Source organism: Actinoallomurus vinaceus, assembly GCF_039542055.1.
GTDB lineage: Bacteria > Actinomycetota > Actinomycetes > Streptosporangiales > Streptosporangiaceae > Actinoallomurus > Actinoallomurus vinaceus.
The window spans coordinates 620,075-644,681 of sequence record NZ_BAABHK010000005.1 but is presented as its reverse complement, the minus strand read 5'-3'; the positions used below and the strand labels follow the sequence as shown (position 1 = coordinate 644,681).

Sequence of the window (24,607 nt, the reverse complement as noted above, 5' to 3'; positions counted from 1 at the left end):
GCTAACGTGACCGGCAAGACCCCGGGGTGGAAGGCGGCGCTGAACGCGCTGTCGCTCTACTACGGCGACCGCATCACCCTCAACTAGAAGCGATCACCGGCCCGCCCACAAAGATCCGGACAGTCCCGCTTGGTCCGAACGGCCGCGTGACAGCCGGGTCGGCCCCCGGATTGTGAGCGCTCACATCGCGGGCCGTCGACGGATCCGCGCTCGCTGGACGGTGGCAGTTGTCCGGGCCTGGCGACGCGCCGCCGCCAGGCCCGGAGGAGGTGGTCACTCCGGCGCGACTGGTTTCCGGGGTGGGGTTGGTCGGTCCGGTCAGCAGGTTGAGTTGGTTTGGGTAAGCAGTCCCATCCGCCACGGGATGGAGTTGTAGTCCCCGCTGAAGTCAGGGTCCCTGCCCTGGTAGACGTACTGCATATGGCAGGGGTTGATGGTGAGGTTCTGGTCGTAGCCGTCCCGGACCATCTCGCCGTGACTGATGTCGTTTGTCCAGGGTGTGCCGGAGAAGGTGGCGTTGGCGAGGCCCGCGAACGGCTGGGATTCGCTCGAGGCCAGGGGTGTCCAGGTTCCGGTGAGGCTGGTGGAGGTCCAGGCCCGGAAGTAGCGGTGCGCTCCGATCGCCTCAACGATCAGCAGGTACTGGTTGGTGCCGGTGACCTTGTAGACGTTGGACGCCTCGAACAGGTTGTTCCGGTTGGGATCCGACAGGGCGACGACCGTGTTGCCGAAGCCGTTGGGGAAGTTCGCCATGCTGGTCTGCGCGCGGTACAGATGCCCGTTGTCGTCTTCGAAGAACAGGTAGCAGTTGGCCGAGTCGCAGATGACCCAGAAGTCGAGCCAGCCACCGCCGTTCTGCTGCAGGACCGGCGGTTCGGTCGTCATGAAGTATTGCGGCGCCGACCACAACGCCGGGTTGCTGGGGTCGGGGCTCGTCGAGTACGTGGGGAGAGGGCTCTGGTAAACCAGGTACCAGAGCTTCTGCGGCGCGAAGTAGAACAGCTCTGGCGCGGCCCGGTAGCCCGGTCCCATCGGGGACACCTCGTCCAGGTAGGTCTGGGGCGCGGACGCGGCCTGTGACCAGTCACCGAACTTCAAGAACTCCAACCCGTAACCGAACTTCGGGCCCACGGCCGAGGCGTAGATCAGCCACTGGTTGTTGTAGCGGACCACCGAGAAATCCTTGATTGCCGCGGTGTCGTGCGTCGCGTCCGGCTTCGGCCCGGCCAGTACGCCACTGGAGCTCCACTTGAATGTCGACGGCAGGGACGGGGCGGAGGCGCTGCCCACCGGGACGAGTTGCCACTGCTGGTTGGCACTGTCGTGGTCCGTGTATTGGATGACCTTGCCCCCGTCGGCAGTGGAGCCGCCCTGCACGTCGACGGCCATGCCGCTGTAACGGTTGATCAGCCGCACATAGCCGCCCGACGAATCCGCCAACTGGAACTGCTGGTTAGCCGCGTTCAGATCACTCCACTGCACGATGTCCGTGCCGGCAGTGGTCGACCAGTTGTAATCGTCCAGCACCTTTCCGGAGTTCCGGTTCATCAATCGGTAGTAACCACCACCCGCATCGACGAACCGCCACTGCTGGTTCGCCGCGTCTTGGCGCGACCACTGCACCACCGCGGCACCATCGTTCATGGCGAAGCCGTAGTCGTCGAGCACCTTGCCGCTACTGCGGTTCACCAGCACATACCAGGTGTTCGTGTCGACAGTCGCCGCCGACGCCTTGGACGCACCGACCAGGATCGCAGAACCAGCCACGATCGCGGTCACGACCGCGGCCACCACACCACGCCACCGCTTCGAAAGCCGTCCGACCCTACCAATGGCTACCATCTACCTCCTCCTTCCTGCCTGGGCGCTGCGGCCCGTCCTGTCGGCACCGCACACCACCGGCGAGAACCGCCCGACAACCAGCCAGCTCGGCCGACATCTCGATCTCGTTAATACAGAACGGCTGCATTGAGCGGCCTGACTCATCACCGGGTAACCGCCAGTCGCCGTCCACGGTCATTCGGCAGCAGCGCCTCGCCGCTATCGCTTCACGATGCCGCGCAGGTGGGAGTGAGGGAGGAGACGGCGCCGGTGGCGGTGAAACCGACCTGGGCGGCGGCGCCTGGTGCGAGTGTGCCGTTCCACGACGTGTTGGTGATGGTGGCGGTGGATCCGCTGGTGGTCAGTGTGCCGTTCCAGAGCTGGCCGATCGAGACGCCATTGGGCAGCGACATGGTGAGTTTCCAACCGTGGATCGCCGAGGCTCCGGCGGTGACGGTGATCTGTCCCTGGAAGCCGCCCTGCCAGGAGCTCACCGTCTGGTAGGTCGCCGCGCAGCCGCTGCCACCCGACGACGGCGGATTGGGTGCCGTGCTCGCGAGGTTGTAGGCGAGGTCGGGGACGAAGTTTCCGGCCGTGTAAACGCAGCCGTCGGCTTCGCCCGGCGGTTTGACCCACAGGTAGCCGTCGACGTTCTGGTCGCCGGTGTTAAGGGTCGGGTAGGTGCCGATGCGGTGGTCGGTGTTGTCATCGCCGCACCAGTCGCCTTGGGCGCCGACGGCACCGCCGTTACGGCTGGTGTCGATGATCTGATGTTTGCCGGATATGCCTTGTGACTGCAGGTAGGAGATGATCGACCGGCCGTACGCCATCTCGTTCGACAGGGGCTGGTAGTTCGACACGTTGGTGAAGAAGCCATCGGCATACTGGATGCCGGCGGCCTTGAGGCGGCTTCCCTGCTCGGTGGCGGAGTTCCAGGCCGAGTGGCCGCCGTCGAGATACACCTTGGCGTTCGGGTCGGCGTTCTTGATCGTCTGTACCGCCCGCGCGATCGCCTGGTCACGGGCTGAGATCTCGGAGCCGCTCAGACAGGTCTGCAGGGCGAGGGCATCGGTCTCCAGAATGACGATGACCCTCCGGTTGCCCGCGCCCTGGGCGAAGCCGCCGATCCACTGCTGGTACTGGGTGTAGTCGGGGGCGCCGCCGGCGCTCGCGCCGCCGCAGTCACGGTTGGGGATCTCGTACACCGAGAGCACGGGGATCTGGTTCGCGGCGTCCGCGGCGTTGACCACGCCGGAGACCTCCGACGCCACCGTGCCGGGATTGAACGCCGCCAGCCAGCGGGCCTGCGGCTGGCTGGCGACCTTGTCCCGGATGACAGGGGTCCGCGCGTCGTTCGGGTTCGCCTCGACCCATCGGACGACCTGCGAGCTCGGGTCGCGATAAAGGGTGCCGGACAGCGTGCCGGCCCGGGCACTGCCGGTGGTGATCAGGCCGGCGGTGACGGCCGCGCAGGCGACGGCCATCGTGGCGAAGGCCGCTTTCCTGCGGCCGCCCCGCCAAGGGTGATCGCGCATGATCCATCCTCTCCGTATGGGGCGTGACCTGGGGTCATGGGGTCAGTTCTGGGCCCATTTCTGGTTGCTGCCGCCGTTGCAGGTCCACAGAATGATCTGTGTGCCGTTGGCGGTCCCGGCGCCGTTGGCGTCGAGGCACAAGCCGGACTGCCCGCTGGTGACGGTGCCGTCGGCGTTCACGTTCCACTGCTGGTCGGGCTGGCCGTTGCAGTCCCAGATGACCGCCCTGGTGCCAGGCGACGTACCGGCGCCTTCGGCGCCCAGGCACTTACCGCCGTACACCTGCAGTTGCTTGGAGGAAGTGAGCGTCCACTTCTGGTTGCTGCCGCCGTTGCAGTCCCACAACTCCACCTGGGTGCCGTTGGTCTGGGAGAGGTTCGGTACATCCAGGCACCGACCGGCGCCGACGTTGACCAGCGCCGAAGTCGAGGGGGTCGGCGTCGGGGTGGGGGTCGGCGGTTGGCCACCCTGGAACTGGGTGAAGAAGCCCCAGACCACTCCGGAGGTCCAGGTCCGCCAGCCGTCGCAGGTGCACCCGTCGATCGGCCCGGGGTCGTGACCTGCTCCGTCGAACGCAGCCCAGACGACCGGATACCCCGTCCGGCACCCGGAGTAGGTGGTGACGATATGCGTCAGGCTGCCGTACGCGGGCTCGGGCGGGTTCTGCGGGGTGCAGCCGTTGTTCCGGACGAACGTGTCACGCAGCGCCCGTCCGGAAGAGATGTTCAGTACGTTGTCCCTGATGCCGTGCAGCCCGATGTAGGCGACGGGCTGCGTGCCGCCGCTGCACCCGCTGAGATTCGCGCCGGAGTAGACCGCGACCGCGCGGAAGACGGTCGGCCGGGCACAGGCGAGCGCGTACGTCATCGCGCCGCCGTAGCTGAAACCGCTCGAGAAGATCTGCGTCGTGTCGACGCACAGGCCCCCCTCGATCTGCCGGAGCATGTCGTCGACGAAGGTCACGTCCTGACCGCCGGAGTTGCCCCAGCCGTTGTTGATGCCCTGGGGCGCGACGAAGATCGTGCTGTTGTTCGCGTTGTCCGCCAGCCGCCTGAGTCCGTAGTAGGACCAGTTGTATCCATCGGTACCGCCCGAGTCGACATCGTTCGCGGTGCCGCCCACCCAGTGGAATCCGAAGATCAACCGGTAGGGGTGGTTGTTGTCGTAGCCGGCGGGCACCCGCAGGATGTAACTGCGGTTCTGACCGCTGCTCTGAATCGAATGCGTACCGCTCGCCAGCGTCGGGGCCTTGCCGCATCCGGCGGTCGCCGCCGCGGGGCGGACAGCCGTGGACGACGGCGTTCTGCCGAGGCCGCTGCCCAGCGCCGCTCCGCCCATCGCCAGGACGACGAATACCGCGGCCACGACGGGTATGAGGAGGAACTTGGGTCTCATCTGGTCTTCCTTCTTCATCCGGGGGACGCCGACCGCCGATGCCGACCGGTCGGCGATCGGCGGCGAACCGCGTACCAGCAGGTCGACCGGCGTCCCTAGCGGGTGCGCCTAGGTCTGGCTCCATTTCTGGTTGCTGGCGCCGTTGCAGGGCCATAGCTCGACCGGTGTGCCGTTGGCGGTGGAGGCGCCGGTCACGTCCAGGCACAGGCCGGACTGGACGCCGGTGATGGTGCCGTCGGCGTTGATCTGCCATTGCTGGTTGGCTCCGCCGTTGCAGTCCCAGATCTCGACCTTGGTGCCGGCCGTGGTCTGGTTGGCATAGGCGTCCAGGCATTTGGCGCCGTTGTAGACGGTGAGCCGGCCGCCCGAAGAGGTCCAGGTCTGGCCGGAGCCGCCGTTGCAGTCCCAGATCTGCGTCTGCGTCCCGTTGGTCTGCGTGGCGTTGGGCACGTCCAGGCACCTGCCCGCCCCGACGGCGCGAATCGGTCCGGAGGCGGTGCCCCCACCCCCCGCGTCGCCGATGCTCCCTGGGACCGACTTCAGGGCGGTGTACCAGGTGGCGGCCATCTTGTCGTATCCGGTGGCGTTGGGGTGGACGCCGTCGACCAGGTCGGCGGCGGTCAGCGCGGCGTGCATGTCCACCAAGTGCACGTGCTCGCCCGCGCCGGCTTTGCTCTGGACGATGCCGGGGATCGCGGCGTTGAACGTACGGACATTCGCCTCCCTGGAGTCGCCACCGAGCGGGATGATCGTGGCGACGAAGACCTCGGCGGTGGGCACGGTTGCGGTGATGTGGTCGATCAGTGCCGACAGCCGGGCGGGTGCGTTCGCCAGGTCGTCGTTCTGGAGGACGTCGTTGGTGCCGATGTGCAGCAGGACGGTGTGCGGCGTGTAGGTGCGCAGCCAGCCGGCGATGTTCGCGTCGATCTGGTCGATGCGCCAGCCCGAGTGTCCCTCGTGGTCGTGGTCGCCCAGGCTCGCCGGCCCGTTGGACAGGGAGCCGACGAAGTCGACCCGATAGCCGGCGTTGACGAACCGCTGCCAGAGACCGATCCGGTACCCGCCGGGCACCGTCGCGCCATCGGTGATCGAGTCACCGAGCGGCATGACCCGCACGCCGCCGTTCGACTCGGCGTAGGCGGTCCCGACGCCGACGAGGGCGCCGACCGCCAGGACCAGAGCGGCGAGGACGCAGGCCCACAGCCGGAAGGCTCTGCGCATCACTCACTCCTCAGCAGTACATTCGGCGACGCGGTGCCCACCATCGGCTCATCCCTTCGCGCTTCAGCGCTCCCGCACTGTGGGAGATGGGACGGCCGCGTTCCCGGTCGCCGCATCTCTTCGGCGGTATCGCTGATGTATCGAATCGATTCGCGGAATCGATTTGACCGGAGGCTACGACGGGGGTGAAACCAGGTCAATGCCGCTTCCCCGACACTTCCGTACAGAAGGAGACGAGAAGTCGCGCACCGTCGATTCGCGCTGGTGAGTGGGCCGAACCGCGTCCAGCGACCGTCCCCGGGCGTCGGCGTTCTTTCACCGCGGTTTTCATCGGGGCCGCACGGCCTCCCGCCGCGGCCCCCGCACCGGCCCCGCAACGGCCCCCGCTCGGCGCCGCGCGGATGGTCGGCAGCGCGGCGGCTTCGACCTCGCGCCGATGAAAGCGCATGAAAGCCAGGAGGCTGCCCTCCGGCCATCGCCCGTTCTGACCTGCGTCGCCACGGCCTCCTGCCACAAGCGACACCCAGGACGCTTGACATCCCCGCGCCGCCGCCCACACTCCTGCCTGAGTCGACGTCCAGCATTCCGTCACACGTTCGGCATACCGGCTCTGCAGCGGGAACCGGCGGCGCCCAGTCTCCGGCGGTGAGGCTCCGGCACGCGCGTCGGTGTCCGGTTCCTTCCTGCTGAGAGGTGGATATGCGCACCGCCCCCGACGTCGGCTACAACGGCGCGCTCGGCGCCGGCGTGGGCACCGACTTCGGATTCGTCGGATCGGGGTCAGGCGGCGAGGTGCCCGCGTTCACCGGCATGGTGCCTGATCGCCCTGGCGAAACCGCACCGGTCCACGTCTATTGAAAGGTGACTCACTATGGTTCGGACGTCTCACGACATCCCAGGAGCCGCGGCCGGCCGGGCCGCCCGGCAGGCCAGGTTGTGGCTGGCCACCGTGCTGGCCCTCCTGGTCGCGCCGGTGATCGCGTTGGGGTCCGCGCCGCCGGCGTCGGCGCTCGGCAACGGGCTGGCGCTGACGCCCCCGATGGGCTGGAACGACTGGAACGCCTACGGCTGCAACGTCAGCGAGCAGCTCGTCGAACAGACCGCGCAGGCGATGCACAACAACGGCATGCAGGCCGCCGGCTACCAGTACGTCAACATCGACGACTGCTGGATGGCCTCCAGCCGTGACGGAAGCGGCAATCTGGTCGCCAACTCCGCGAAGTTCCCCGACGGCATCGCCGCCGTCGCGAACTACGTACACTCGCTCGGCCTGAAGCTCGGCATCTACGAGGACGCCGGCACCGCGACCTGTGCCGGATACCCCGGCAGCTACGGACACGAGCAGCAGGACGCCAGGCTCTTCGCCTCGTGGGGAGTCGACTACCTCAAAGAGGACTGGTGCAACATCCCCTTCGGCGACTTTTCGGGGCGGTCGCACCAGCAGGTCGCCCAGACCCTCTACGCGCGGATGCGCGACGCGCTCTCGGCGACCGGCCACTCGATCGTCTTCAGCATGTGCAACGGCTGGGACTCCAGCGTGCAGCCCTGGAACTGGGCGGGCCCGGTCGCGAACCTGTGGCGCACCACCGTCGACATCCAGCCGAACTTCGCCAGCATGCTGAACAACTTCCACATCAACGTCGGGCTGGCCTCGCACGCCGGGCCGGGCGCGTGGAACGACCCGGACATGCTCGAGATCGGCAACGGCATGACCGCGACCGAGAACCAGGCGGAGTTCAGCCTGTGGGCGGAGATGGCAGCGCCGCTGATCGAGGGGGGCAACGTCGTCAACCCCAGTTCGTCCACCCTGTCGATCCTGACCAACAAGGCCGTGATCGCGGTGGACCAGGACTCGCTCGGCAGGCAGGGCACGCAGGTGTCGTCCTCGGGCGGCCATGACGTGCTGGCCAAGCCGCTCGCGAACGGGGACGTCTCCGTCGTCCTGTTCAACGAGACCGGGTCGACCGCGACCATCTCCACCACCGCGTCCGCCATCGGCAAGAGCGGATCCTCCGGCTACACCTTGACCGACCTGTGGACCGGAGGCACGTCGACGACCAGCGGCACCATCAGCGCCTCGGTCCCCGCGCACGGCGTCGTCATGTACAGGGTCGCCGGCGGGACCACCGGTGGAGGCGGGGGCCCCACCTCCGGACCGATCCACGCCGTCGGGGCGGGCAGGTGCCTGGACGTGCCGAACGCGTCGCAGACCAACGGGACGCAGACACAGATCTGGGACTGCAACGGCGGCTCCGGCCAGACCTGGACCTCTTCGGGCGGCCGGCTCACCGTCTACAACGGCGCCAAATGCCTGGACGCCTATGCCAACCAGACCACGGCCGGCACCAAGGTCGAGATCTGGGACTGCAACGGCGGAGCCAACCAGCAATGGCAGATCAACCCCGACGGCACCATCACCGGCACCCAGTCCGGCCTGTGCCTCGACGTGACCGGCGCCTCCACCGCCAACGGCACACCGGTCGAGCTATGGCCCTGCAACGGCGCCGGCAACCAGAAATGGACCGTGGGCTAGCTGCACTGACCCTGAGGTCGGGCACGGGGCCTGCGGGTGAGAGGCAGCCGGGTGCGGTGTGGCCGCACCGGCGCAGTAAGGGAAGGAGTAGTCCCCCACATGGCAGAACGCATCACAGAACATCAGGCACCGGTAGGTGCCACGACCGGCCGGGCCGGGCCCGGCTCCCCGGACCGGCTGCTGCAGCGGGCCGTCGCCGCAGTCGCCGCCCTCGCCGCGGTGATCGCGCTGACAGTCGCCACCTGGCCTGCGTCGGCCGCCGGCAACCCGTACCAGCGGGGCCCGGACCCCACCCTGGCCAGCGTGGCCGCCAGCCGGGGAACCTTCGCCACCACGCAGGTCAGCGTGCCGCCCGGCAACGGCTTCAACGGCGGGACGATCTACTACCCGACCGACACCAGCCAGGGCACCTGGGGCGCGGTCGCGATCGTCCCCGGCTACACCGCCCTGTTCGCCAACGAAGAGGCCTGGATGGGTCCATGGCTGGCCTCCTTCGGGTTCGTCGTCATCGGCGTCGAGACCAACAGCCGTACCGACAGCGCCGATGCCCGCGGGACCGAGCTGCTGGCCGCGCTGGACTACCTCACCCAGAAGAGCCCCGTGCACGATCGGGTCGACGCCGCCCGGTTGTCGGTGATCGGCCACTCCGCGGGTGGGGCCGGTGCCCTCCTCGCAGCGCTCCAACGGCCCTCGCTGAAGGCCGCGGTCGGGCTCGCGCCTGGTTCGCCCGTGGGGAACCTGAACCTGTCCACCGACCGGGTGCCGACGATGATCATGGGCGGGCAGAACGACACGGTGGTCACTCCGTCCTACCTCAACGGCCTGTACGCCACCATGCCGGCCAGCACGCAGAGCGTCTTCATCCAACTCGCGGGCGCCGACCACCTGGCCTACACACACCCGAACACCACTGAGATGCGGCTGCTCATCCCCTGGCTGAAAATCTTTCTCGACAACGACACTCGCTACACGCAGTTCCTCTGCCCGGCCCTGGCGGACTCCTCGGGTGTCTCGCAGTACCGCAGCAAATGCCCGTACGTGCCCCCCGGCGGACCGGGCGACCCGACGCCCACACCGACGCCGCCAGGCGGCGCCTGCACCGCGACCTATCGCACCGTCAATTCCTGGTCCGGCGGCTACCAAGGTGAGGTCACCGTGACGGCCGGCAACGCGCCGATCAACGGATGGACCGTCCGCTGGAACGTCAGCGGCGGGCAGACCATCAGCCAGGTCTGGAACGGCACGGTGAGCACCAGCGGCTCCACCGTGACCGTGACCAACGCCTCATACAACGGCTCGCTTCAGGCGTCCGCCTCGACCACATTCGGATTCCTCGCCAACGGGACGCCGTCCGCCCTGTCCGCCACCTGCACCAGCCCGTAGGGCGGATCGCCCCTTGCCCACGGGCAAGGGGCGATCCGTTCAGTCGACGGTGCAGGCGGCGCCATTGAGGGCGAACGCGGTCGGCGCCGCCGCGTTGCCGGTCTGGTTCGCCTGGAACCCGATGTTCGTCGAGGCACCTGAGGCCAGGGATGCGTTGTAGCTCAGGTTCGTGGCCGTGACCTGGCCGCTGCTGGGGCTGTAAGTGGCGTTCCACCCCGAGGTGATGGTCTGCCCGGACGGAAGCGTGAACGCCAGGGACCAGCCGTTGATCGCGCTGGTGCCCGTATTGGCGATCGTGATGTTCTCCGTCATCCCACCGGACCAGGAGCTGACCGTCGCGGTGACGCGGCAGGCGGACGAACCGCCGGTCCCGCCACCACCGCCACCGCCACCACCGCCGCCGCTGCCGCCGCTGCCGTCCAAGCCGAAGAAGTGGATCGCGTAGGCCGCCATTCCCGGATGCGGCAGGTCATGGCCCGCTCCGGCGATGGTGTACGCCTCGACGTCCACGGTGCCGGACGAGTCGGCGAACCGCCGCCGGGTCCACCCGGACTGCGGGGTGTCGGTGGACGTGGGCGCCTGGCTCAGCCCGAAGACGTTCGTCCACTCGTCGACCTCCTCCTGCAGCATCGAGTAGGGCAGCACGGAGTCGGACGTGCCGTGCCACGCCTGGACGCGCGGCCGAGGCCCGGTGTAGCCCGGGTAGGCATTGCGGACCATGTCGCCCCACTGCTGTGGCGTCTTGTCACCGCACATGCCGCCGCCCGCCATGCATCCGTACGGGATGCCGGAGAACGGCGCTCCGGCCTTGAAGACGTCCGGGTAGGTCGCGAGCAGGTTGTTGGTCTCCATGGCACCCGAGGAGAAGCCGGTGGCGAACACGCGCTGCGGGTCGCCGCCGTAGTGCTGCTCCGCGTAGGTCACCATGTTGACGATCGACACCGGGTCGCTGCCGCCGCCATGGTGCAGGGCCGCGTCCGACCACACGTCGAAGCAGCTCGACATGCCGTTGATGCTGTGCGACGCCTGCGGGTAGATGACGATGAAGCCGTACTTGTCGGCCAGCGAGGCGAACTCGGTGCCCTGGTAGAAGCCGGGGGCCCAGCCGTTGCAGCCGTGCATCGCCACCAGGATGGCCGGGTGGGCCGGCGCGCTGCCGGGGACGTAGACGTACATCTGCATGTTGCCGGGGTTGGCGCCGAAGTTCGACACTTGGGTCAGGGACGCCGCCGACGCTCGCGGCACGAGTGCCGTGGTCATGGCCAGCGTCGCGGCCACGGCCGCGACGGCGATGCCGGCGAGCGTCTTGATGAACCGTCTCACCGTTCCTCTCCTTCTTCGCGGGCTTGTGCGTGCCCGTGATCATGTCGCAGGGATTCTCTGGGCAGGGGCGCATCGTTCGGCGGCGGCCGTCCGGGCCGCCGCGTGGTAGGGGCGGGCGCGACGCGCCGTCGGCGCCGGCCTGGTCCGGCGGGCGGGCACGACACGCGCGGTCGGTGCCGGCCCGCCGGTGAACGGGGGGATCCGGGTCAGGCCGCGGTGGTCAGTTGGGGGTGAAGTCCTGGTTGGTTCCGGCCGCGTTCTTGCACGGCCACTGGTCGAGTTGCTGGCCCTGGTTGCTGCCGGCGCCGTAGACGTCCAGGCACAACCCGCTGTTCTGGTTCTGGAAGGACCACGAGCCGTCAGACTGGGCGACCGGCTTCCACATCGTGCTCGCCGCACCGCTACGGGCCTGCTGCACGATGTCCGGACTGCCCTGCGCCGTCGAACCGCCCGCGACCCCGACCACCAGACCGGAGTTCTGCGCCTGCAACTCCCCAAAACCACTCGACCCCGGCACGAACTGGAACTGCTGATTCGACTGCCCGTTACAAGACCACTGATCGATCGCCGCACCCGCGGAACTTGTGTTCCCGTACACATCCAGGCACAGACCGTCGTTACCGACCACCAGCTGGTGATAGCCGCTCGGGAAACTCCCGCCACCGCCGCCACCGGACCCGTAGCCGGCAGCGGTGATACTGGCCTGTACCGCGTTCTCGGTGGCGTCGGTCGGGTAGCCGGAGGTCATGACGCCTTCGTAGAAGGTGCCGGCCGAGCCCTTGCTGTTGTCGCCGCCGATGCCCAGGATGATGGCGCCCTCCTTGTGCATCGGGTTGTATCCGGCGACGTTGGGGCGGGCGCCGTTGTAGAAGGTGGACAGACCACCGGACTGGGCGTTGCCCCCGCGGATGGACCAGTGGTTCGGCTCGCCCTTGACGATGGCCGTGGTGTACCGGTGGTTGATCGTCGGGTCATTGGCGTTGTAGCCGGCGTTCACCCCGGAGAACAGGCCGTTCTCCAGATCGGCCATGATCCACGGACCGTTGCCGGTGCCATACCCCCAGACCCTGATGTTGCCGAAGTAAATGGCCTCCATGTGGCCGTTGCCGGTGTCGTTGTTGCTCGTCTCGGCGTTGCCATAGTCGAAGCAGCACCCGCCGTTGTAGTGCGTGCCATCGAAGATCGCGTACTCGCCTTCGGCCTGGTCACCGGTCGCGATGCCGTTGGTACGGTCGTTGCGATAGCCGGTGCCCGCAGCGACGTACACGCCGTAGGCCTTGTGGCCGCCTACGGTGGTCGGCGCCGCGGTCGCGTTGGCGAGATTGTCCGGGCCGCCGGCCGCTCCGCCACCGGGCGCCTGGGTCAGGTTGTTCCCCCGACCGGACTGGTCATAGATGACCGTGATCACGCAACTCGTACCGGCACAGAAGGAATCCTGCGCGGCCGCGTCGGCGACTCCGCCCGCGGACAGCACCCCGATGTCGCGGGTCGTGTTATCGGAGGAGCGGCGCACCTGGTACAGCGGCCCGTTGTAGGAGGCGTAGAGCGCGCGGGTCGTGCTGTGCGCGGCGACGCACGGGGTGCCGCCGGCGGCGTAGATGTCACACGGCAGCGATGCCGCGGACGCGGTGCCGGTGACCGCCGGCGTGCCGAGGGCGAGCACGGCCGCCGCCGCGGCCATCAGGGAGGCGGCGACCGGCCGGGCCGACCGCCGGCGGATGGGGATTGGGGACATGGACAGGACCTCCGTCATCGCGGATACGGATGAAGCGGGCAGTGGTCGAGGGCCGCGCGGCCGGGCGGTGCTCAGACCCCGGTGATGGTCCATTCGTTGTTGGTGCTGGAGTTCGGCGTCCACAGCACGGTCGTGGCACCGTTGCCGGTGCTGCCCGCGCCGTCAAGCGCGGTGCCGGTGCCGCGGTTGACGATCTGGTAGCGGCCGTTGCCGACGCCGTTGAGCCGCCACTGCTGGTTGTTGCCACCGTTCCAGGCGGCCTGCAGGCAGCTCGCGCCGTTGGCGGTGTTGCCCCAGCTGTCGGCCACCATGCCGTTGGTGCGGTTGACGATGCGGTAGTAGCCGTTGCCCAGGTCCACCAGCTGCCACTGCAGGTTGGTGGACCCGTCCCAGCCCCACTGTTTGAGCACCGACCCGGACGCGACGTTGCCGCCGCTGTCGAGGACCAGCCCGCTGGTCACATTGGCGATCTTCACCCAGCCGGTCGGGGTGGTACCCGAGCCAAGGGCCGGGATCTGGCCGGAGAAGGTCAGCTTGACCACGTACCCCAGGGCGCTGAACGGGGCGCTGGACGAGGGCATCGAGATGTTCAGGCCGGAGCCGTCCTGGCTGCGGTTCGGCAGGTTCACGTACGAGCCGGCGACCTGATCGAGAAGCTGGACCGAGGTCAGGCTGCTCAGGTTTATCTGACCGGAGTTCAGAGTCGTGATGGTCAGCGTGCTTCCCGGCCAGCCCATCACGGTGGCGTACAGAACCGTGTTGTCCTTGCTGCGGGTGAACCGGATGTCCTTGTTCGTCCCCTCCCGCGGCGTGGTGAACGAGCCGCCGCCCATCTGAGTGGGGCCCTCGCCGAAGGACGCCCAGGCGCGGGTGGCGTAGATGGACTCGCCGAACCGCTTGAGGTAATCCCCCATGCCCTGCAGGATCGCCTGCTGCCCGGACGGGATGGTGCCGTCGGCCATCGGCGCGATGTTGAGGACCATGGTGCCGTTCTTGCTGACCCGGTCGATCAGCGCGTGCATCATCGCCTTGGTCGAGTAGTAGCCGATGCCGACGGTGTAGCACCAGCTGGAGCTGGAGACGCTGTCGTCGGTCTCCCAGTAGGGGGTCTGGATGCCAGCCGGGCCGCCGCGCTCGAAGTCGTACACCTCGCCCTTGTTGTCGAACCCGTCCTTGTAGGTGGCCACGACGTCCTTGTTCCAGGCGACGGCCTGGTTGTAGTAGTACGCGAGGAACTGAAGCCGCATCGACTCCTGCACCAGGTTCAGGTCGAAGTCCTGGTAGATGATGTCGGGCTGGTAGCCGTCGATGACCTCCTTGAGCTTGTCGTACCAGAGTTGGTTCTCGGCGGCCGTGCCGAGCTGGCCGTACAGCTTCTTGAGGGTGGTCGTGGACTGGGCCGGGACATGGTCGTAGTAGCCGTTGAAGTGGTAGGCGTGGTGTAGCGACACGTACAGCTTCAGGCCCTTGGCCCGGATGGCGTCGGCGTGCTGGCGCAGCAGGTCGAGCCTGGGCCCGGTGGCGACGGAGTTCCACTCGTTGGCGCTGCTGTTCCACATCGAGTAGCCGTCGTGGTGCTCGGCGACCGGGCCGGCGAACTTCGCGCCGGCGTCGGCGAACAACTGCGCCCACACGCTGGGGTCCCAGTTGCCGCCCGCCGACTTCAGCTTCGGCGCGAACTGCACCCAGTTGCCGGCCTTGTCGCGGGCACCGTTGATGAAGTTGTGGTACGGCCACACCGACGGGTCCCCGTAGGTCGCGATGTGGTGGTTGTTCTCGGCCGAGCCGCCGATGTACATGTTCCGCGGGTACCACTCGTTGCCGAACGCCGGGACGCTGAACACGCCCCAGTGGTAGTAGATGCCGAACTTGGCGTCCTGGTACCACTCGGGCGCCGGCGGGTGCTGGTCCACCGACGCCCAGGTCGCGGTGTAACTGCTCGGGCCGGTGGTGGCGCTGGCGGTACGGAAACCCAGCAGGCCGGCGGCGACGGTGACGCCGGCCGAGGTGAGAAGGCTCCGGCGGCTCAGCTGGAACTGGTGCGAAGGCATGACGGGGGACCTTTCGGCGGTGCGGAGTACTTCGAGGGACGTGGGGCCGGTGGGGCGAGTGGGCGTCCGGCCCGGCGGGGGGCGCCTGCGGTCGGGTTGATCAGCCGGCGGTGCAGGCGGTGCCGTTGAGCGCGAAGTTCGAGGGCACCGGATTACTACTGCTGTTCCAGGAGCCGTTGAACCCGAAGCTCGTACTGCCGCCCGTGGCGAGGGAGCCGTTGTAGGAGACGTTCTTGGCGGTCACGGCCGACCCGCTCTGGGTCACGGCGGCGTTCCACGCCTGCGTCACCTGCTGCCCGGCGCCGAACGACCAGGTCAGCGTCCAGCTCGAGACCGGATCGCCGAGGTTGGTCACGCTGACGTTCGCGCCGAACCCACCGGGCCACTGCGAGCTGATCGTGTACTTCACCGAGCATCCGCCGTTGCCCGGAGGCGTCGGCGTCGGGGTGGGAGTGGGCGAACCGTCGCCGCCGTACGGGACGCCGCTGCCGAGCGCGGACAGGACCGCGTCGTAGGCGGGCTTCTTGTTGCCGCCGCCGTCGAACAGCAGGGGGTTCTCACCGGAGCGCCAGGAGTCGCTGTCGCGGATGCCCCACACGGTGATGCCGGCGCAACGGGAAATGTTCACGCAGGCCTTGACGGTGTTGGAGTAGGCGGTCGCCGGCGCCTGCGCGATGTCCAGCTCGGTCAGCTGGACGTCGACGCCGAGGGCGGCGAAGTTGGACAGGGTGGTCTGGAAGCTCGCCGGCGGGCCGCCCGAGCCGAAGTGGCTCTGGAAGCCGACGCAATCGATGGGCACGCCACGGGCCTTGAAGTCCTTGACCATGGCGTAGACGCCCTGCGTCTTCGCGTCGGTCCAGTTCTCGATGTTGTAGTCGTTGTAGCAGAGCTTGGCGTTCGGGTCGGCCGTCCGCGCGGTACGGAACGCCTCCTCGATGAAGCCGTTGCCGAGCACGTTCTGGAAGACCGAGCTGCGGTGCTGGGTGCTGCCGTCGGCGAACGCCTCGTTCACCACGTCCCACGCGTAGATCTTGCCCTTGTAGTGGGTCATCTCGGTGGTGATGTGGTTGTCCATCACGCTGCGCAGTGTGTTCGGGTCATTGATGCCGCTGACCCAGCCGGGCAGTTGGGAGTGCCAGACGAGCGTGTGGCCGCGCATGCGCTGCCCGTGCGCCTGAGCGTGGTTCACGATCTGGTCGGCGGGGCCGAAGTTGAACGAGCCGCGGGACGGTTCGATGGTGTCCCACTTCATCTCGTTCTCCGGGGTGATCATGTTGAATTCCCGGTCCAGGATCGTGGAGTACGTCGAGTCGCCGAGCTTGCCGGCGGCCACCGCGGTACCGAAGTAACGCCCGGACGCCGCGGCCTGCGCGCCCAGCGTGCCGGCCGCCTGCGCCGGCCGGGGAACGAGCAATGCGGCTCCGGCGACCGCGGCGGCGGCCGACAGCACCGAGACGAGCGCCCGTATCCGACGGGGTCGGATCAGAGGTTTCATGATTCTCCTGGGGTTCAATCTCTCGACCATGAGGGGGTTCCGGGTGGTCAGCGAGGGGTGAAGTCCTGGTTGGTTCCGGCCGCGTTCTTGCACGGCCACTGATCCAGCTGCTGGCCCTGGTTGCTTCCGGCGCCATAGACGTCCAGGCACAGACCACTGTTCTGGTTCTGGAACGACCACGAACCATCCGACTGCGCAACCGGCTTCCACATCGAACTCGCCACACCATTACGGGCCTGCTGCACGATGTCCGGACTCCCCTGCGCCGTCGAACCACCCGCCACCGCGACCACCAAGCCGGAGTTCTGCGCCTGTAGTTCCCCATAACCATTCGACCCCGGCACGAACTGGAACTGCTGATTGCTCTGCCCGTTACAAGACCACTGATCGACCGCCGCACCAGAAGCACTCGTATTGCCGTACACATCCAGACACAGACCATCGTTACCGACCACCATCTGGTGATAACCGCCCGGGAAACTCCCGCCGCCGCCACCACCGGACCCGTACCCGGCAGCCGTGATGCTCGCCTGCACCGCGTTCTCGGTCGCGTCGGACGGATAGCCGGAGACCATGGCGCCCTCATAAAAGGTGCCCGCGCTGAGATTGGCACCGCCGCCGGGCTTGCAGCAGTCACCGCCGCTGCCCAGCACGATGGCGCCCTGCTTCTTCATCGGGCTGTATCCGTTCGGCAGGCCGCCGTCCCACAGCGTGGTCATCCCGCCGGCCTGGGCGTCACCACCCTTGATCGCGAACCGCGACGTGCCGTTGTTCTTCAGCATCGCCGTGACGTACCGGTTCGTGAACGCCCGCTGGTTCTGGTTCCACGACTGGCTGCCGCCGGGATACAGCCCCCACTCCAGGTCCGCCTGGACCCAGGGGCCGGAGCCGGAGCAGCCGCCGAACCAGCAGGAGGTGCTGAAGTTGATCGCATCCATCGCGCCGGCGGCGTCGGCTTTCCTGGTCGTCTCGCTGTTGCCGTAGTCGAAGCAGCAGCCGCCGTTGACGTGCGTGCCGCTGGTCACCATGTACATGCCCTCAGGCGCGGTGCCGGTCGGGACGCCCGTCAGGTGGCCGTCCCGCCAGTAGCTGTTCCCGGGGTTGATGTAAAGCGAGTAGGCCTTGCCGCCGCCGACCGTCAGCGACTCGGTGGTCGCCTTCGCGGGGCTGCTCTGGCTTGAGCCGGGGACCTCGCTCGATCCCTGGTACCACAGGTCGTTGCCGTGTCCGGACTGGTCGTAGACGACGGTGATGACGCAGGTGGTGCCGGCGCAGAAGGAGTCCTGCGCCGCTGCATCGGCGAAGCCGCCCGCAGCCCGCACGCCGATGTTCCTCGTCGTGCTGTCCGACGATCGCCGCACCTGGTACAGGTTGCCGCTGTACGACCCGTACAGCGCGCGCACCGTGCTGTGTGCCGCGACGCAGGGTGTGCCGCCGGAGGCGTAGATGTCACAGGGGTTGTTCGCACCGGCCGCCGATGCCGGCGCCGACCATGCCGGTGCGGCGGCGATCAGCAGGGCCAGCACCGCGACCAGCCACGCGACGGTGGCAACCGGCGACCGCCATCTATACGCCACACGGCCCGGCAGGGGAATGGATGGAGTGTGCAATGTTCTGCTCCTCGGATGGCCGGCGACGGGCGTTCGGTTTCGATCTGGTCGGCTCCGGTGTATTCCAGATCAAGGCCGACGCCCGCCGCCGGTGAATGGGGGATCCTGGTCAGGCCGGGTGGTCAGCGGGAGGTGAAGTCCTGGTTGGAACCGGCCGCGTTCTTGCACGGCCACTGATCCAGCTGCTGACCCTGATTACTGCCGGCGCCATAGACGTCCAGGCACAACCCACTGTTCTGGTTCTGGAACGACCACGAACCATCGGACTGCGCCACCGGCTTCCACATCGTGCTCGCCGCACCATTACGCGCCTGCTGAACGATGTCCGGACTCCCCTGCCCCGTCGAACCGTTCGCCACCCCGACCACCAGACCGGAATTCTGCCCCTGCAACTCCCCAAAACCACTCGACCCCGGCACGAACTGAAACTGCTGATTCGACTGCCCGTTACAAGACCACTGATCAATCGCCGCACCCGAGGCACTCGTATTCCCGAACACATCCAGGCACAACCCATCGTTACCAACCACCAACTGGTGATAACCGCCCGGGAAACTCCCGCCACCGCCGCCACCGGACCCGTACCCGGCAGCCGTGATACTGGCCTGCACCGCATTCTCCGTCGCATCGGAGGGATAGCCATTGGTGACGGCGCCCTCGAAGAACTCGCCCTGGCCACTGTTGCTGTTGTCACCGCCGGTGCCGAGCAGGATCGAGCTGTCCACCCGCATCGGTGAATAGCCGTTGGGCAGCGCGCCCGAATACGGTGTCGTCAGCCCGCCGCTGGCGGCGTTGCCGTATTTCAGCGTGAAATTGCTGGTGCCGTTGTTCTTCTCCCAGGCGCTGACGAACGGGAAGTGCACCCCGGAGTTGTTCGGATCCTTATTGGAACCGGTGCCGGTGTGGTACATGCCGTTCTCCAGGTCGGCCTCCACCCACGGGCCGCTCCCGACGCATCCGCCGAACCAGCAGGCGGTGCCCCACTCGATCGCGTTCATGGTCGCGTTGCCGGTGTCGGTGTGGGAGTTCTCGCCGCTGCCGTAGTCGAAACAGCACCACTGGTTCACGTAGTTCGACGAGGTCACCATGTAGATGCCTGCGGGCTGCGAGCCCGTCGGTACGCCTTTGGCGTGGTCGACCCGGTAACCGGTGCCCTGTGTGGACTTGATCCCGTACACCGTGTGACCGCCCACCGTCACCGGCAGCGCCATCGCGTCCGCCCCGATGTCGGCACCGTTGGGCCCAGGCCCCTTCCAGAGGCCGCCCCAGGAGATCGGCAGATCATTGTGGTTGGCGGTCTGGTCATAGATCTTCGTGATCGTGCACGAGGTGCCCGCGCAGAACGACACCTGCGGGGCGGCGTCCGCGACCCCTCCGGCCGACAGTAGGCCGATGTCGAGGTACTTCTGGTCGGACTTGCGCTGGATCTGGTAAAGCGGCCCGTTGTACGACGCGAACAGCGCACGGGTCGTACTGTGCGCCGTCGCACACGGCGTACCCCCTGCGGCATAGATGTCGCACGGGAGCGAAGCCGCCGCTGCGGTATTGACCGCCACCGGGGTGCCGAGGGCGAGCACGGCCGCCGCCACGGCCAGCAGGCACGCGGCCAGCAGCCGGACCGGCCGCCGCAGGCCGATGGGAACTGGGAACATCAGTACCTCCGTCGTTCGCAGATGCGGCTCGACCGACGAGGACTCCCTCAGCGGAGGTGAAGTCCTGGTCGGCGCCGGTCGTGTTCTTGCCGGGCCACGGCCCGGCGGAAGGTCAGGTCGGCGGGGAGATGTCGTTTCGCGTCAGCTCAGGTAGTACTGGGGTGCCGTCGGGAGTCTCCGGACCCGGGAGGCCGCATGCGCCGGCACGATCGCCACGGCGCCGGCGGACGCGGCGATGGCCAGCGGCACGGCGGCCGAGAGGAACGGGCGGACCCGAGATCGTCGCATCGTCTCTCCCCCTTCGTCGTCTCGCTTGCTGCGGATGGCGATACCGCGGATCCGGCCATCCGGCGGTGGCCGGCGAACGGTTTCCACAGCTTGCGAATCGATTCGAAAGTCGCCCGGATGCTACGACCGGAGTCCGCGGAGGTCAACGTCCGGCCACAGGCCGCCGCCGTACGGGCACCGTTCCCCTGCTCAGGAAGCCGTCCATGGCGAGCGGCCGTCCGATCGTCTTTCACGGGCCTTTCAAAGCCGCGGACTCTCCGGCTCTCGGATGGCTCCGGCGCCAGGTGATCGGCAGGGCACCAGCCGATCACGACGCCACCGACCACGACGCCCGGCCGGCCGCATTGCTCGTCAATACGCCGATGGATGACTACAATCCGTGGAATTCGACGAAACGATTCGACTGATTCTCGTGGTCCCGTCGAACAGACCGGCCGCTCGGCGACCTGCGCTCCGGCGCCGCGAAGGAGCTCGATGAACATCGGGGAGATCGCCCGACGCGCCGGAGTGTCGCGCAGCACCGTGTCGTATGCGCTCAGCGGCAAACGTACGGTTTCCGAGGCGACCCGCCAGCGCATCCAGGCGGTCATCGACGAGCTGGGCTACCGCCCGAACGCCACCGCGCGGGCACTAAGGGAGGGCCGTAACCGCACGCTCGGGCTGGTCATCCCGCCGGCCCGAGGACGGCTGACCTTCATGCAGCTGGAGTTCGTCGCCAGCGTCACGGAGGCCGCCGACCGTGCCGATCTGGACGTGCTGCTGTCGTCCTCCGGCGGCGACCACGACCGTTCCTTCGAACGGATCGTCGACGGGCGCCGCGTAGACGGTGTCATCCTCATGGAGATCCGCCTGGACGATCCTCGCGTCAGGCGGTTGAAGGCCTTGGGGCTGCCGTTCGTGACCATCGGCCGCACCGCCCGGCCGCAGGGGATGTGCTGGATCGACGTCGACTTCGCCACGCTGGTCGGCCGATGTGTGAACCATCTGGCCGACCTCGGGCATCGCCACATCGCGCTGATCAACCGCTCCACCGAGCTCGTCGCCTCCGGCTACGGCCCCGCGCACCGGGCCCGCGAGGGCTTCGCCGACGCCGTCGCCCGCCACGGCATCGACGGGATGGAGTTCTGCTGCGCCGACGACGCGTCGGCCGGCGAGACGTGTGTCCAGGAGATCCTGCGCGCCCACCCCGAGGTCACCGCGGTCACGACGGTCAACGAGGCGGCGCTGCCCGGCGTCCAGCGGGCTCTCGAGGATGCCGGGCTGAACATCCCGGCCCGCTTCTCCATCGCCGGCGTCGCCGCGCGCTTCTGGGCCGAGCAGTTCCGTCCCCAGCTCACCGCAGCCGACCTGCCCGCGGTGGATATGGGGGCGACCGCCGTCGACTTCCTCGTCGAACGCATCGCCGAGCCGGACGGGCCGCCCAGGCAGCACCTGTTCGTTCCGCCGATCTCGCTGCGCAACAGCACCGGTCCGGCGCCCGCAGCGCGCTGAACTTCGAGACGCAACGCCTGTTCCGCGATGGGCAGGGATGCCGTTCAGTCCGCCCGGCAGTCGACCAGGACCTTCATCACGCCCATGCCGGCATCGAGCGCATCGAAGGCCTGCGCGGCCCGTTCGAGCGGTTCGATCCGGGAGATCAGCGTCCGGGCGGGGACGTCCCCGTCCGCGATCAGGCCCACGGCCGTCTCGAAGTCCGCCCGATCGTAGAGGCAGGCGCCGACCAGGGTGAGCTCGCGCGATAGTAAACGGGGCAGGCTGATCTCCCGTGGAGCCGGGTGCACGGCCACCTGCGCCATGCGACCGCGGACGGCCAGCGCGTCGACCGCGGTGGCGACACCGGCCGCGAGGCCGGAGACCTCGAAGGCCACCGCGGCGCCCGCGCCGGCGGTCCACTCCCCGACCACCAGGGCGAGGCGATCGCCGCTCGGGTCGAGCGTGCGCAGGCCGAGCTCTTCGGCGACGGACGTGCGGTGCGGGTCGGCCTCCACCAGCAGCACGTCGGCTCCGGTCCGGCGGGCGACGATCGCGACGAGCAGCCCGGTCGGGCCGCCGCCGACCACGATCGCCTTCTCCCCCGGCCGCAGGCCCGCACGCCGTACGGCGTGCACGGCCACGGCGGTGGGCTCGGCGAGGGCGGCGTGGTCGAGGCGCGCCTCGAGCGGGAGCCGGACCAGCGCGGAGGCGGGCACCGTCCAGCTGTTCTGCAGGGATCCGGGCGCGTCGATGCCGAGGAAGATCAGCCGGTGGCAGAGGTGCGGATGGCCCGCTCGGCAGGCCGGGCAGCCCCCGCACCTGATCAGCGGCATAATGGTGACCTGGTCGCCCGGCCACCATTCGCGGACGTCGGGCCCCACTTGGGCGATCCGGCCGGACATCTCGTGTCCGATCACGCGGGGCGGATCCACCCGGCCGTCCATGTCGCCATGGAAGATGCGCAGGTCGGTGCCGCAGATCCCGGTGTAGGCCACGTCGACGCGGACGTGGCCGGCAGGCGGCGGTGTGGGCTCGGCGGTGCCGAGCGTCAGGCGTCGGGCCCCGGCGTAGACGACGCACCGATGGTTAGCCAGGCCTGTCATCGCGGATTCTCTCGTGTCGAGGAGCGGAGGCTCATGTTCCCGGCGGCCGGAGCGTCGAACGGAGTGCGGTACGACGGCGGGCGCGTGCGCAGGTCGAGCCGCAGCGTCAGGCGGACACGGGTCGAGCGGGGCAGTTCCACGAGGAGCCAGGGGCCGTCGGCGCGCGTCTCGGCGGACGTCACCGCAGGCCGTCCGTGCCCGTAGTCGTACAGGTCTCCGATCCAGGCCGGGTCCCGGCAGACGGTGTGGCGCACGGTACGGATCGTGTGCTCGGCGAACGCGCCGGCCTGGACGATGACGCGGCGCGTGGCCTCCGGATCGAGGTTGACCAGGTCGACGACGGTCGCGTCCGGATCGATGGCGGAGACGAGGGCCGCCACCGACGGCGGCAGGCCGGGGCGGCGGGCGTCCGCGTCGTAGTGGCGCACGCGCGCCTGTTGCAGCCCGCCGTTGTAGATGACCTGCGGGCCACCCCAGGTCAGCTGGACCAGCGCCTCGGTCACGACCGGGTTCGACTGCTGCCAGAGGTGGATGTCGGCCTCCGGCACCTCCCCGCCGCGGTAGTGCTCCATGCGGGTCAGGCGATGCCGCACCTGGGCCTGGGCGGCGGCGAGGATCCGTTCCGGGTAGCCGGGGTCGTCACCGGCGAGGAAGGCGAACCAGGGCTCCTCATGCCCGGCCTCCTCCTTGCTGCGGAACGGCCGCACGGTCCGCCAGTCGTACCCGCAGGCCGCGCGCAGCCGCTCGACGCGTTCCCGGTCGGGTACGGAAGCAGAGTGGTGCCACAGTGCGACGGGCACCCCCATCAGCATCGGATTGTGGTCGAACCAGCCTTTGTCGCCGTACCGGAATGGCACGTGCAGGGTCGGGGTGTGCACGTCCTCCGCCAGTTGCACGGTCCATTTCGACCGGATGCTGGAGTCGGCCTCGGCGAAGGCCATGACCTTGCCGTGCGCGATCATCTCGTCCAGCGCCGGGCGTACGAGGTCGAGGAAGGAATCGTCGCCGGTCGCGGCGGCGCCCGCCAGGGCCCCGACCATCGCGGCGTGTCCGACGCTGTACCAGCCGTGCGGCCAGGACCAGCCGTAGTGCCCGCCGTACCAGCGGCCCTCCAGCAGACCGCCGACCGTGCCGTCGGGGGCGACGTTGTCGGGAATGACACCGCCGTTCGCGGCCGCGCGCTCGCGCCACGCGCCGATGTACTGGGCGATCCAGTCCCGGTAGCGCGGCTCGCCGGACAGTATCCAGGCGTTGAGGACGAGCCCGGAGGCGGCGAGGTTGACCGCGGTGTCACCGGCGCCCATGCGGCGGCGCATCTCCTCGCCGAGCCGCGGGTCACGGTCGCGCTCCGGTTCGCCGGTGCCGGGCGGCAGCACCCAGTCGAGTGGGAAGCCGTACGTCGCGGCCTCCTTGGGCAGCCAGGGGTAGCTCGCGCCGTCGAAGAGCCCTTCCCTCCGCGGGTCGCTGCCGTTGTGCGCGCGCCGGATGATGCGGTGCTCGGGGTCGTAGTTGCCGTGTACCGGGTCGGCGTACAGGTCGGCGAACCGCAGCGCCCGTTCCGCCCAGCGCTCGGGCGCGGCCATGCACAGGAAGTAGAACAGCAGCAGGCTCTCGCCCTGGTGGAACCAGTCGTAGCCGCGCTCGTACTCCTCGTGCAGCATGCCCAGCTCGGTGAGCTGACGGGTCACGCCGTGCCAGTGACGTTCGGACGCGGCGAGCAGGTCATCGGCCCCGCCCAGCAGGTACAGCTGCGGCCAGTTGAAAAACGTCTCATAGAAGTCGTCCACGCCGTCGCGCGAGGTGAGCCGGCCGTTGTAGAGCAGACGTCCGTCCGGTCCGGTGAAGTCGTGCGCGAATCGGCGCCAGGCGTGGTCGAGCAGGTCGAACAGCCCGCGCTGCGCGATCGCCCAGCCCGGCGGTTCGAGCACCGGTACCGAGGCCGTGATGACGGGGAGCATCCGGGTTCTCCAATCCAGGGCGCGGCCGCGC

The 24,607-nt window shown here is 68.5% G+C and carries 18 protein-coding genes; 5 read left to right on the top strand and 13 right to left on the bottom strand.

What is annotated here, in order from left to right; genetic code table 11:
- Positions 1 to 318 precede the first annotated feature (318 nt).
- From ABEA24_RS21625 to ABEA24_RS21610, 4 genes are all read right to left on the bottom strand, one after another.
- Positions 319 to 1,779 carry a non-reducing end alpha-L-arabinofuranosidase family hydrolase gene (locus tag ABEA24_RS21625; RefSeq protein WP_345432769.1) on the bottom strand — a complete coding sequence of 487 codons (1,461 nt, stop codon included), beginning with the start codon at positions 1,777 to 1,779 and terminating at the stop codon, positions 319 to 321.
- Positions 1,780 to 2,048: 269 nt separating this feature from the next.
- Positions 2,049 to 3,356 (bottom strand): glycoside hydrolase family 6 protein, encoded by a 1,308-nt coding sequence (locus tag ABEA24_RS21620; RefSeq protein ID WP_345432768.1) that lies wholly within the window; start codon positions 3,354 to 3,356, stop codon positions 2,049 to 2,051.
- A gap of 42 nt (positions 3,357 to 3,398) precedes the next feature.
- Positions 3,399 to 4,751, bottom strand: a complete 1,353-nt coding sequence (locus tag ABEA24_RS21615; RefSeq protein ID WP_345432767.1) for a ricin-type beta-trefoil lectin domain protein — start codon at positions 4,749 to 4,751, stop codon at positions 3,399 to 3,401.
- A gap of 108 nt (positions 4,752 to 4,859) precedes the next feature.
- Positions 4,860 to 5,972: an RICIN domain-containing protein gene (locus tag ABEA24_RS21610; protein ID WP_345432766.1), complete on the bottom strand. Its 1,113-nt coding sequence runs from the start codon at positions 5,970 to 5,972 to the stop codon at positions 4,860 to 4,862.
- 699 nt (positions 5,973 to 6,671) lie between these two features.
- Between ABEA24_RS21610 and ABEA24_RS21605 the strand changes: the two genes are divergently transcribed.
- From ABEA24_RS21605 to ABEA24_RS21595, 3 genes are all read left to right on the top strand, one after another.
- Complete coding sequence (locus tag ABEA24_RS21605; RefSeq protein WP_345432765.1) at positions 6,672 to 6,830, top strand: hypothetical protein; 159 nt, start codon at positions 6,672 to 6,674, stop codon at positions 6,828 to 6,830.
- Positions 6,831 to 6,843: 13 nt separating this feature from the next.
- The gene (locus ABEA24_RS21600) at positions 6,844 to 8,505 is read left to right on the top strand and encodes a glycoside hydrolase family 27 protein (RefSeq protein WP_345432764.1); all 1,662 of its coding nucleotides are present in this window, start codon (positions 6,844 to 6,846) and stop codon (positions 8,503 to 8,505) included.
- A gap of 99 nt (positions 8,506 to 8,604) precedes the next feature.
- Positions 8,605 to 9,888: a poly(ethylene terephthalate) hydrolase family protein gene (locus ABEA24_RS21595; protein ID WP_345432763.1), complete on the top strand. Its 1,284-nt coding sequence runs from the start codon at positions 8,605 to 8,607 to the stop codon at positions 9,886 to 9,888.
- 39 nt (positions 9,889 to 9,927) lie between these two features.
- On the opposite strand, the gene ABEA24_RS21590 is transcribed toward ABEA24_RS21595, so the two are convergent.
- The 7 genes from ABEA24_RS21590 to ABEA24_RS21560 form a co-directional block, all read right to left on the bottom strand.
- Positions 9,928 to 11,211, bottom strand: coding sequence for an extracellular catalytic domain type 1 short-chain-length polyhydroxyalkanoate depolymerase (locus ABEA24_RS21590; RefSeq protein WP_345432762.1), 1,284 nt, complete (start codon positions 11,209 to 11,211; stop codon positions 9,928 to 9,930).
- A gap of 220 nt (positions 11,212 to 11,431) precedes the next feature.
- Complete coding sequence (locus ABEA24_RS21585; protein WP_345432761.1) at positions 11,432 to 12,946, bottom strand: arabinofuranosidase catalytic domain-containing protein; 1,515 nt, start codon at positions 12,944 to 12,946, stop codon at positions 11,432 to 11,434.
- 71 nt (positions 12,947 to 13,017) lie between these two features.
- Entirely contained in the window at positions 13,018 to 14,997 is a 1,980-nt protein-coding gene (locus ABEA24_RS21580; protein WP_345432760.1) for an alpha-L-fucosidase, read from the bottom strand.
- 100 nt (positions 14,998 to 15,097) lie between these two features.
- On the bottom strand, positions 15,098 to 16,492 hold the full coding sequence (locus ABEA24_RS21575) for a glycoside hydrolase family 10 protein (protein ID WP_345432759.1): 1,395 nt from the start codon (positions 16,490 to 16,492) through the stop codon (positions 15,098 to 15,100).
- A 47-nt stretch (positions 16,493 to 16,539) separates the two neighbouring features.
- The gene (locus ABEA24_RS21570; RefSeq protein ID WP_345432758.1) at positions 16,540 to 18,069 is read right to left on the bottom strand and encodes an arabinofuranosidase catalytic domain-containing protein; all 1,530 of its coding nucleotides are present in this window, start codon (positions 18,067 to 18,069) and stop codon (positions 16,540 to 16,542) included.
- A 155-nt stretch (positions 18,070 to 18,224) separates the two neighbouring features.
- A complete protein-coding gene (locus ABEA24_RS21565) occupies positions 18,225 to 19,754 on the bottom strand; it encodes an arabinofuranosidase catalytic domain-containing protein (protein WP_345432757.1) in 1,530 nt (509 codons plus the stop codon).
- A gap of 141 nt (positions 19,755 to 19,895) precedes the next feature.
- Positions 19,896 to 20,042: a hypothetical protein gene (locus tag ABEA24_RS21560; RefSeq protein ID WP_345432756.1), complete on the bottom strand. Its 147-nt coding sequence runs from the start codon at positions 20,040 to 20,042 to the stop codon at positions 19,896 to 19,898.
- Between the two features lie 203 nt (positions 20,043 to 20,245).
- On the opposite strand from ABEA24_RS21560, the gene ABEA24_RS21555 reads away from it, so the two are divergent.
- On the top strand, positions 20,246 to 20,449 hold the full coding sequence (locus ABEA24_RS21555) for a hypothetical protein (protein ID WP_345432755.1): 204 nt from the start codon (positions 20,246 to 20,248) through the stop codon (positions 20,447 to 20,449).
- Positions 20,450 to 20,516: 67 nt separating this feature from the next.
- Positions 20,517 to 21,533 (top strand): LacI family DNA-binding transcriptional regulator, encoded by a 1,017-nt coding sequence (locus ABEA24_RS21550; RefSeq protein ID WP_345432754.1) that lies wholly within the window; start codon positions 20,517 to 20,519, stop codon positions 21,531 to 21,533.
- A 44-nt stretch (positions 21,534 to 21,577) separates the two neighbouring features.
- On the opposite strand, the gene ABEA24_RS21545 is transcribed toward ABEA24_RS21550, so the two are convergent.
- Positions 21,578 to 22,618: a zinc-dependent alcohol dehydrogenase gene (locus ABEA24_RS21545; RefSeq protein ID WP_345432753.1), complete on the bottom strand. Its 1,041-nt coding sequence runs from the start codon at positions 22,616 to 22,618 to the stop codon at positions 21,578 to 21,580.
- Entirely contained in the window at positions 22,615 to 24,576 is a 1,962-nt protein-coding gene (locus ABEA24_RS21540; protein ID WP_345432752.1) for a DUF8034 domain-containing protein, read from the bottom strand. The genes ABEA24_RS21545 and ABEA24_RS21540 overlap by 4 nt, the downstream gene beginning before the upstream one ends.
- Positions 24,577 to 24,607 lie beyond the last annotated feature (31 nt).

Bases quoted from the DNA above. Each gene is read 5' to 3' on its own strand.
- ABEA24_RS21620 (WP_345432768.1), bottom strand. From the start codon at position 3,356: ATGCGCGATCACCCTTGGCGGGGCGGCCGCAGGAAAGCGGCCTTCGCC.
- ABEA24_RS21615 (WP_345432767.1), bottom strand. From the start codon at position 4,751: ATGAGACCCAAGTTCCTCCTCATACCCGTCGTGGCCGCGGTATTCGTC.
- ABEA24_RS21610 (WP_345432766.1), bottom strand. From the start codon at position 5,972: ATGCGCAGAGCCTTCCGGCTGTGGGCCTGCGTCCTCGCCGCTCTGGTC.
- ABEA24_RS21605 (WP_345432765.1), top strand. From the start codon at position 6,672: ATGCGCACCGCCCCCGACGTCGGCTACAACGGCGCGCTCGGCGCCGGC.
- ABEA24_RS21600 (WP_345432764.1), top strand. From the start codon at position 6,844: ATGGTTCGGACGTCTCACGACATCCCAGGAGCCGCGGCCGGCCGGGCC.
- ABEA24_RS21595 (WP_345432763.1), top strand. From the start codon at position 8,605: ATGGCAGAACGCATCACAGAACATCAGGCACCGGTAGGTGCCACGACC.
- ABEA24_RS21585 (WP_345432761.1), bottom strand. From the start codon at position 12,946: ATGTCCCCAATCCCCATCCGCCGGCGGTCGGCCCGGCCGGTCGCCGCC.
- ABEA24_RS21580 (WP_345432760.1), bottom strand. From the start codon at position 14,997: ATGCCTTCGCACCAGTTCCAGCTGAGCCGCCGGAGCCTTCTCACCTCG.
- ABEA24_RS21575 (WP_345432759.1), bottom strand. From the start codon at position 16,492: ATGAAACCTCTGATCCGACCCCGTCGGATACGGGCGCTCGTCTCGGTG.
- ABEA24_RS21565 (WP_345432757.1), bottom strand. From the start codon at position 19,754: ATGTTCCCAGTTCCCATCGGCCTGCGGCGGCCGGTCCGGCTGCTGGCC.
- ABEA24_RS21560 (WP_345432756.1), bottom strand. From the start codon at position 20,042: ATGCGACGATCTCGGGTCCGCCCGTTCCTCTCGGCCGCCGTGCCGCTG.
- ABEA24_RS21555 (WP_345432755.1), top strand. From the start codon at position 20,246: ATGGCGAGCGGCCGTCCGATCGTCTTTCACGGGCCTTTCAAAGCCGCG.
- ABEA24_RS21550 (WP_345432754.1), top strand. From the start codon at position 20,517: ATGAACATCGGGGAGATCGCCCGACGCGCCGGAGTGTCGCGCAGCACC.
- ABEA24_RS21545 (WP_345432753.1), bottom strand. From the start codon at position 22,618: ATGACAGGCCTGGCTAACCATCGGTGCGTCGTCTACGCCGGGGCCCGA.
- ABEA24_RS21540 (WP_345432752.1), bottom strand. From the start codon at position 24,576: ATGCTCCCCGTCATCACGGCCTCGGTACCGGTGCTCGAACCGCCGGGC.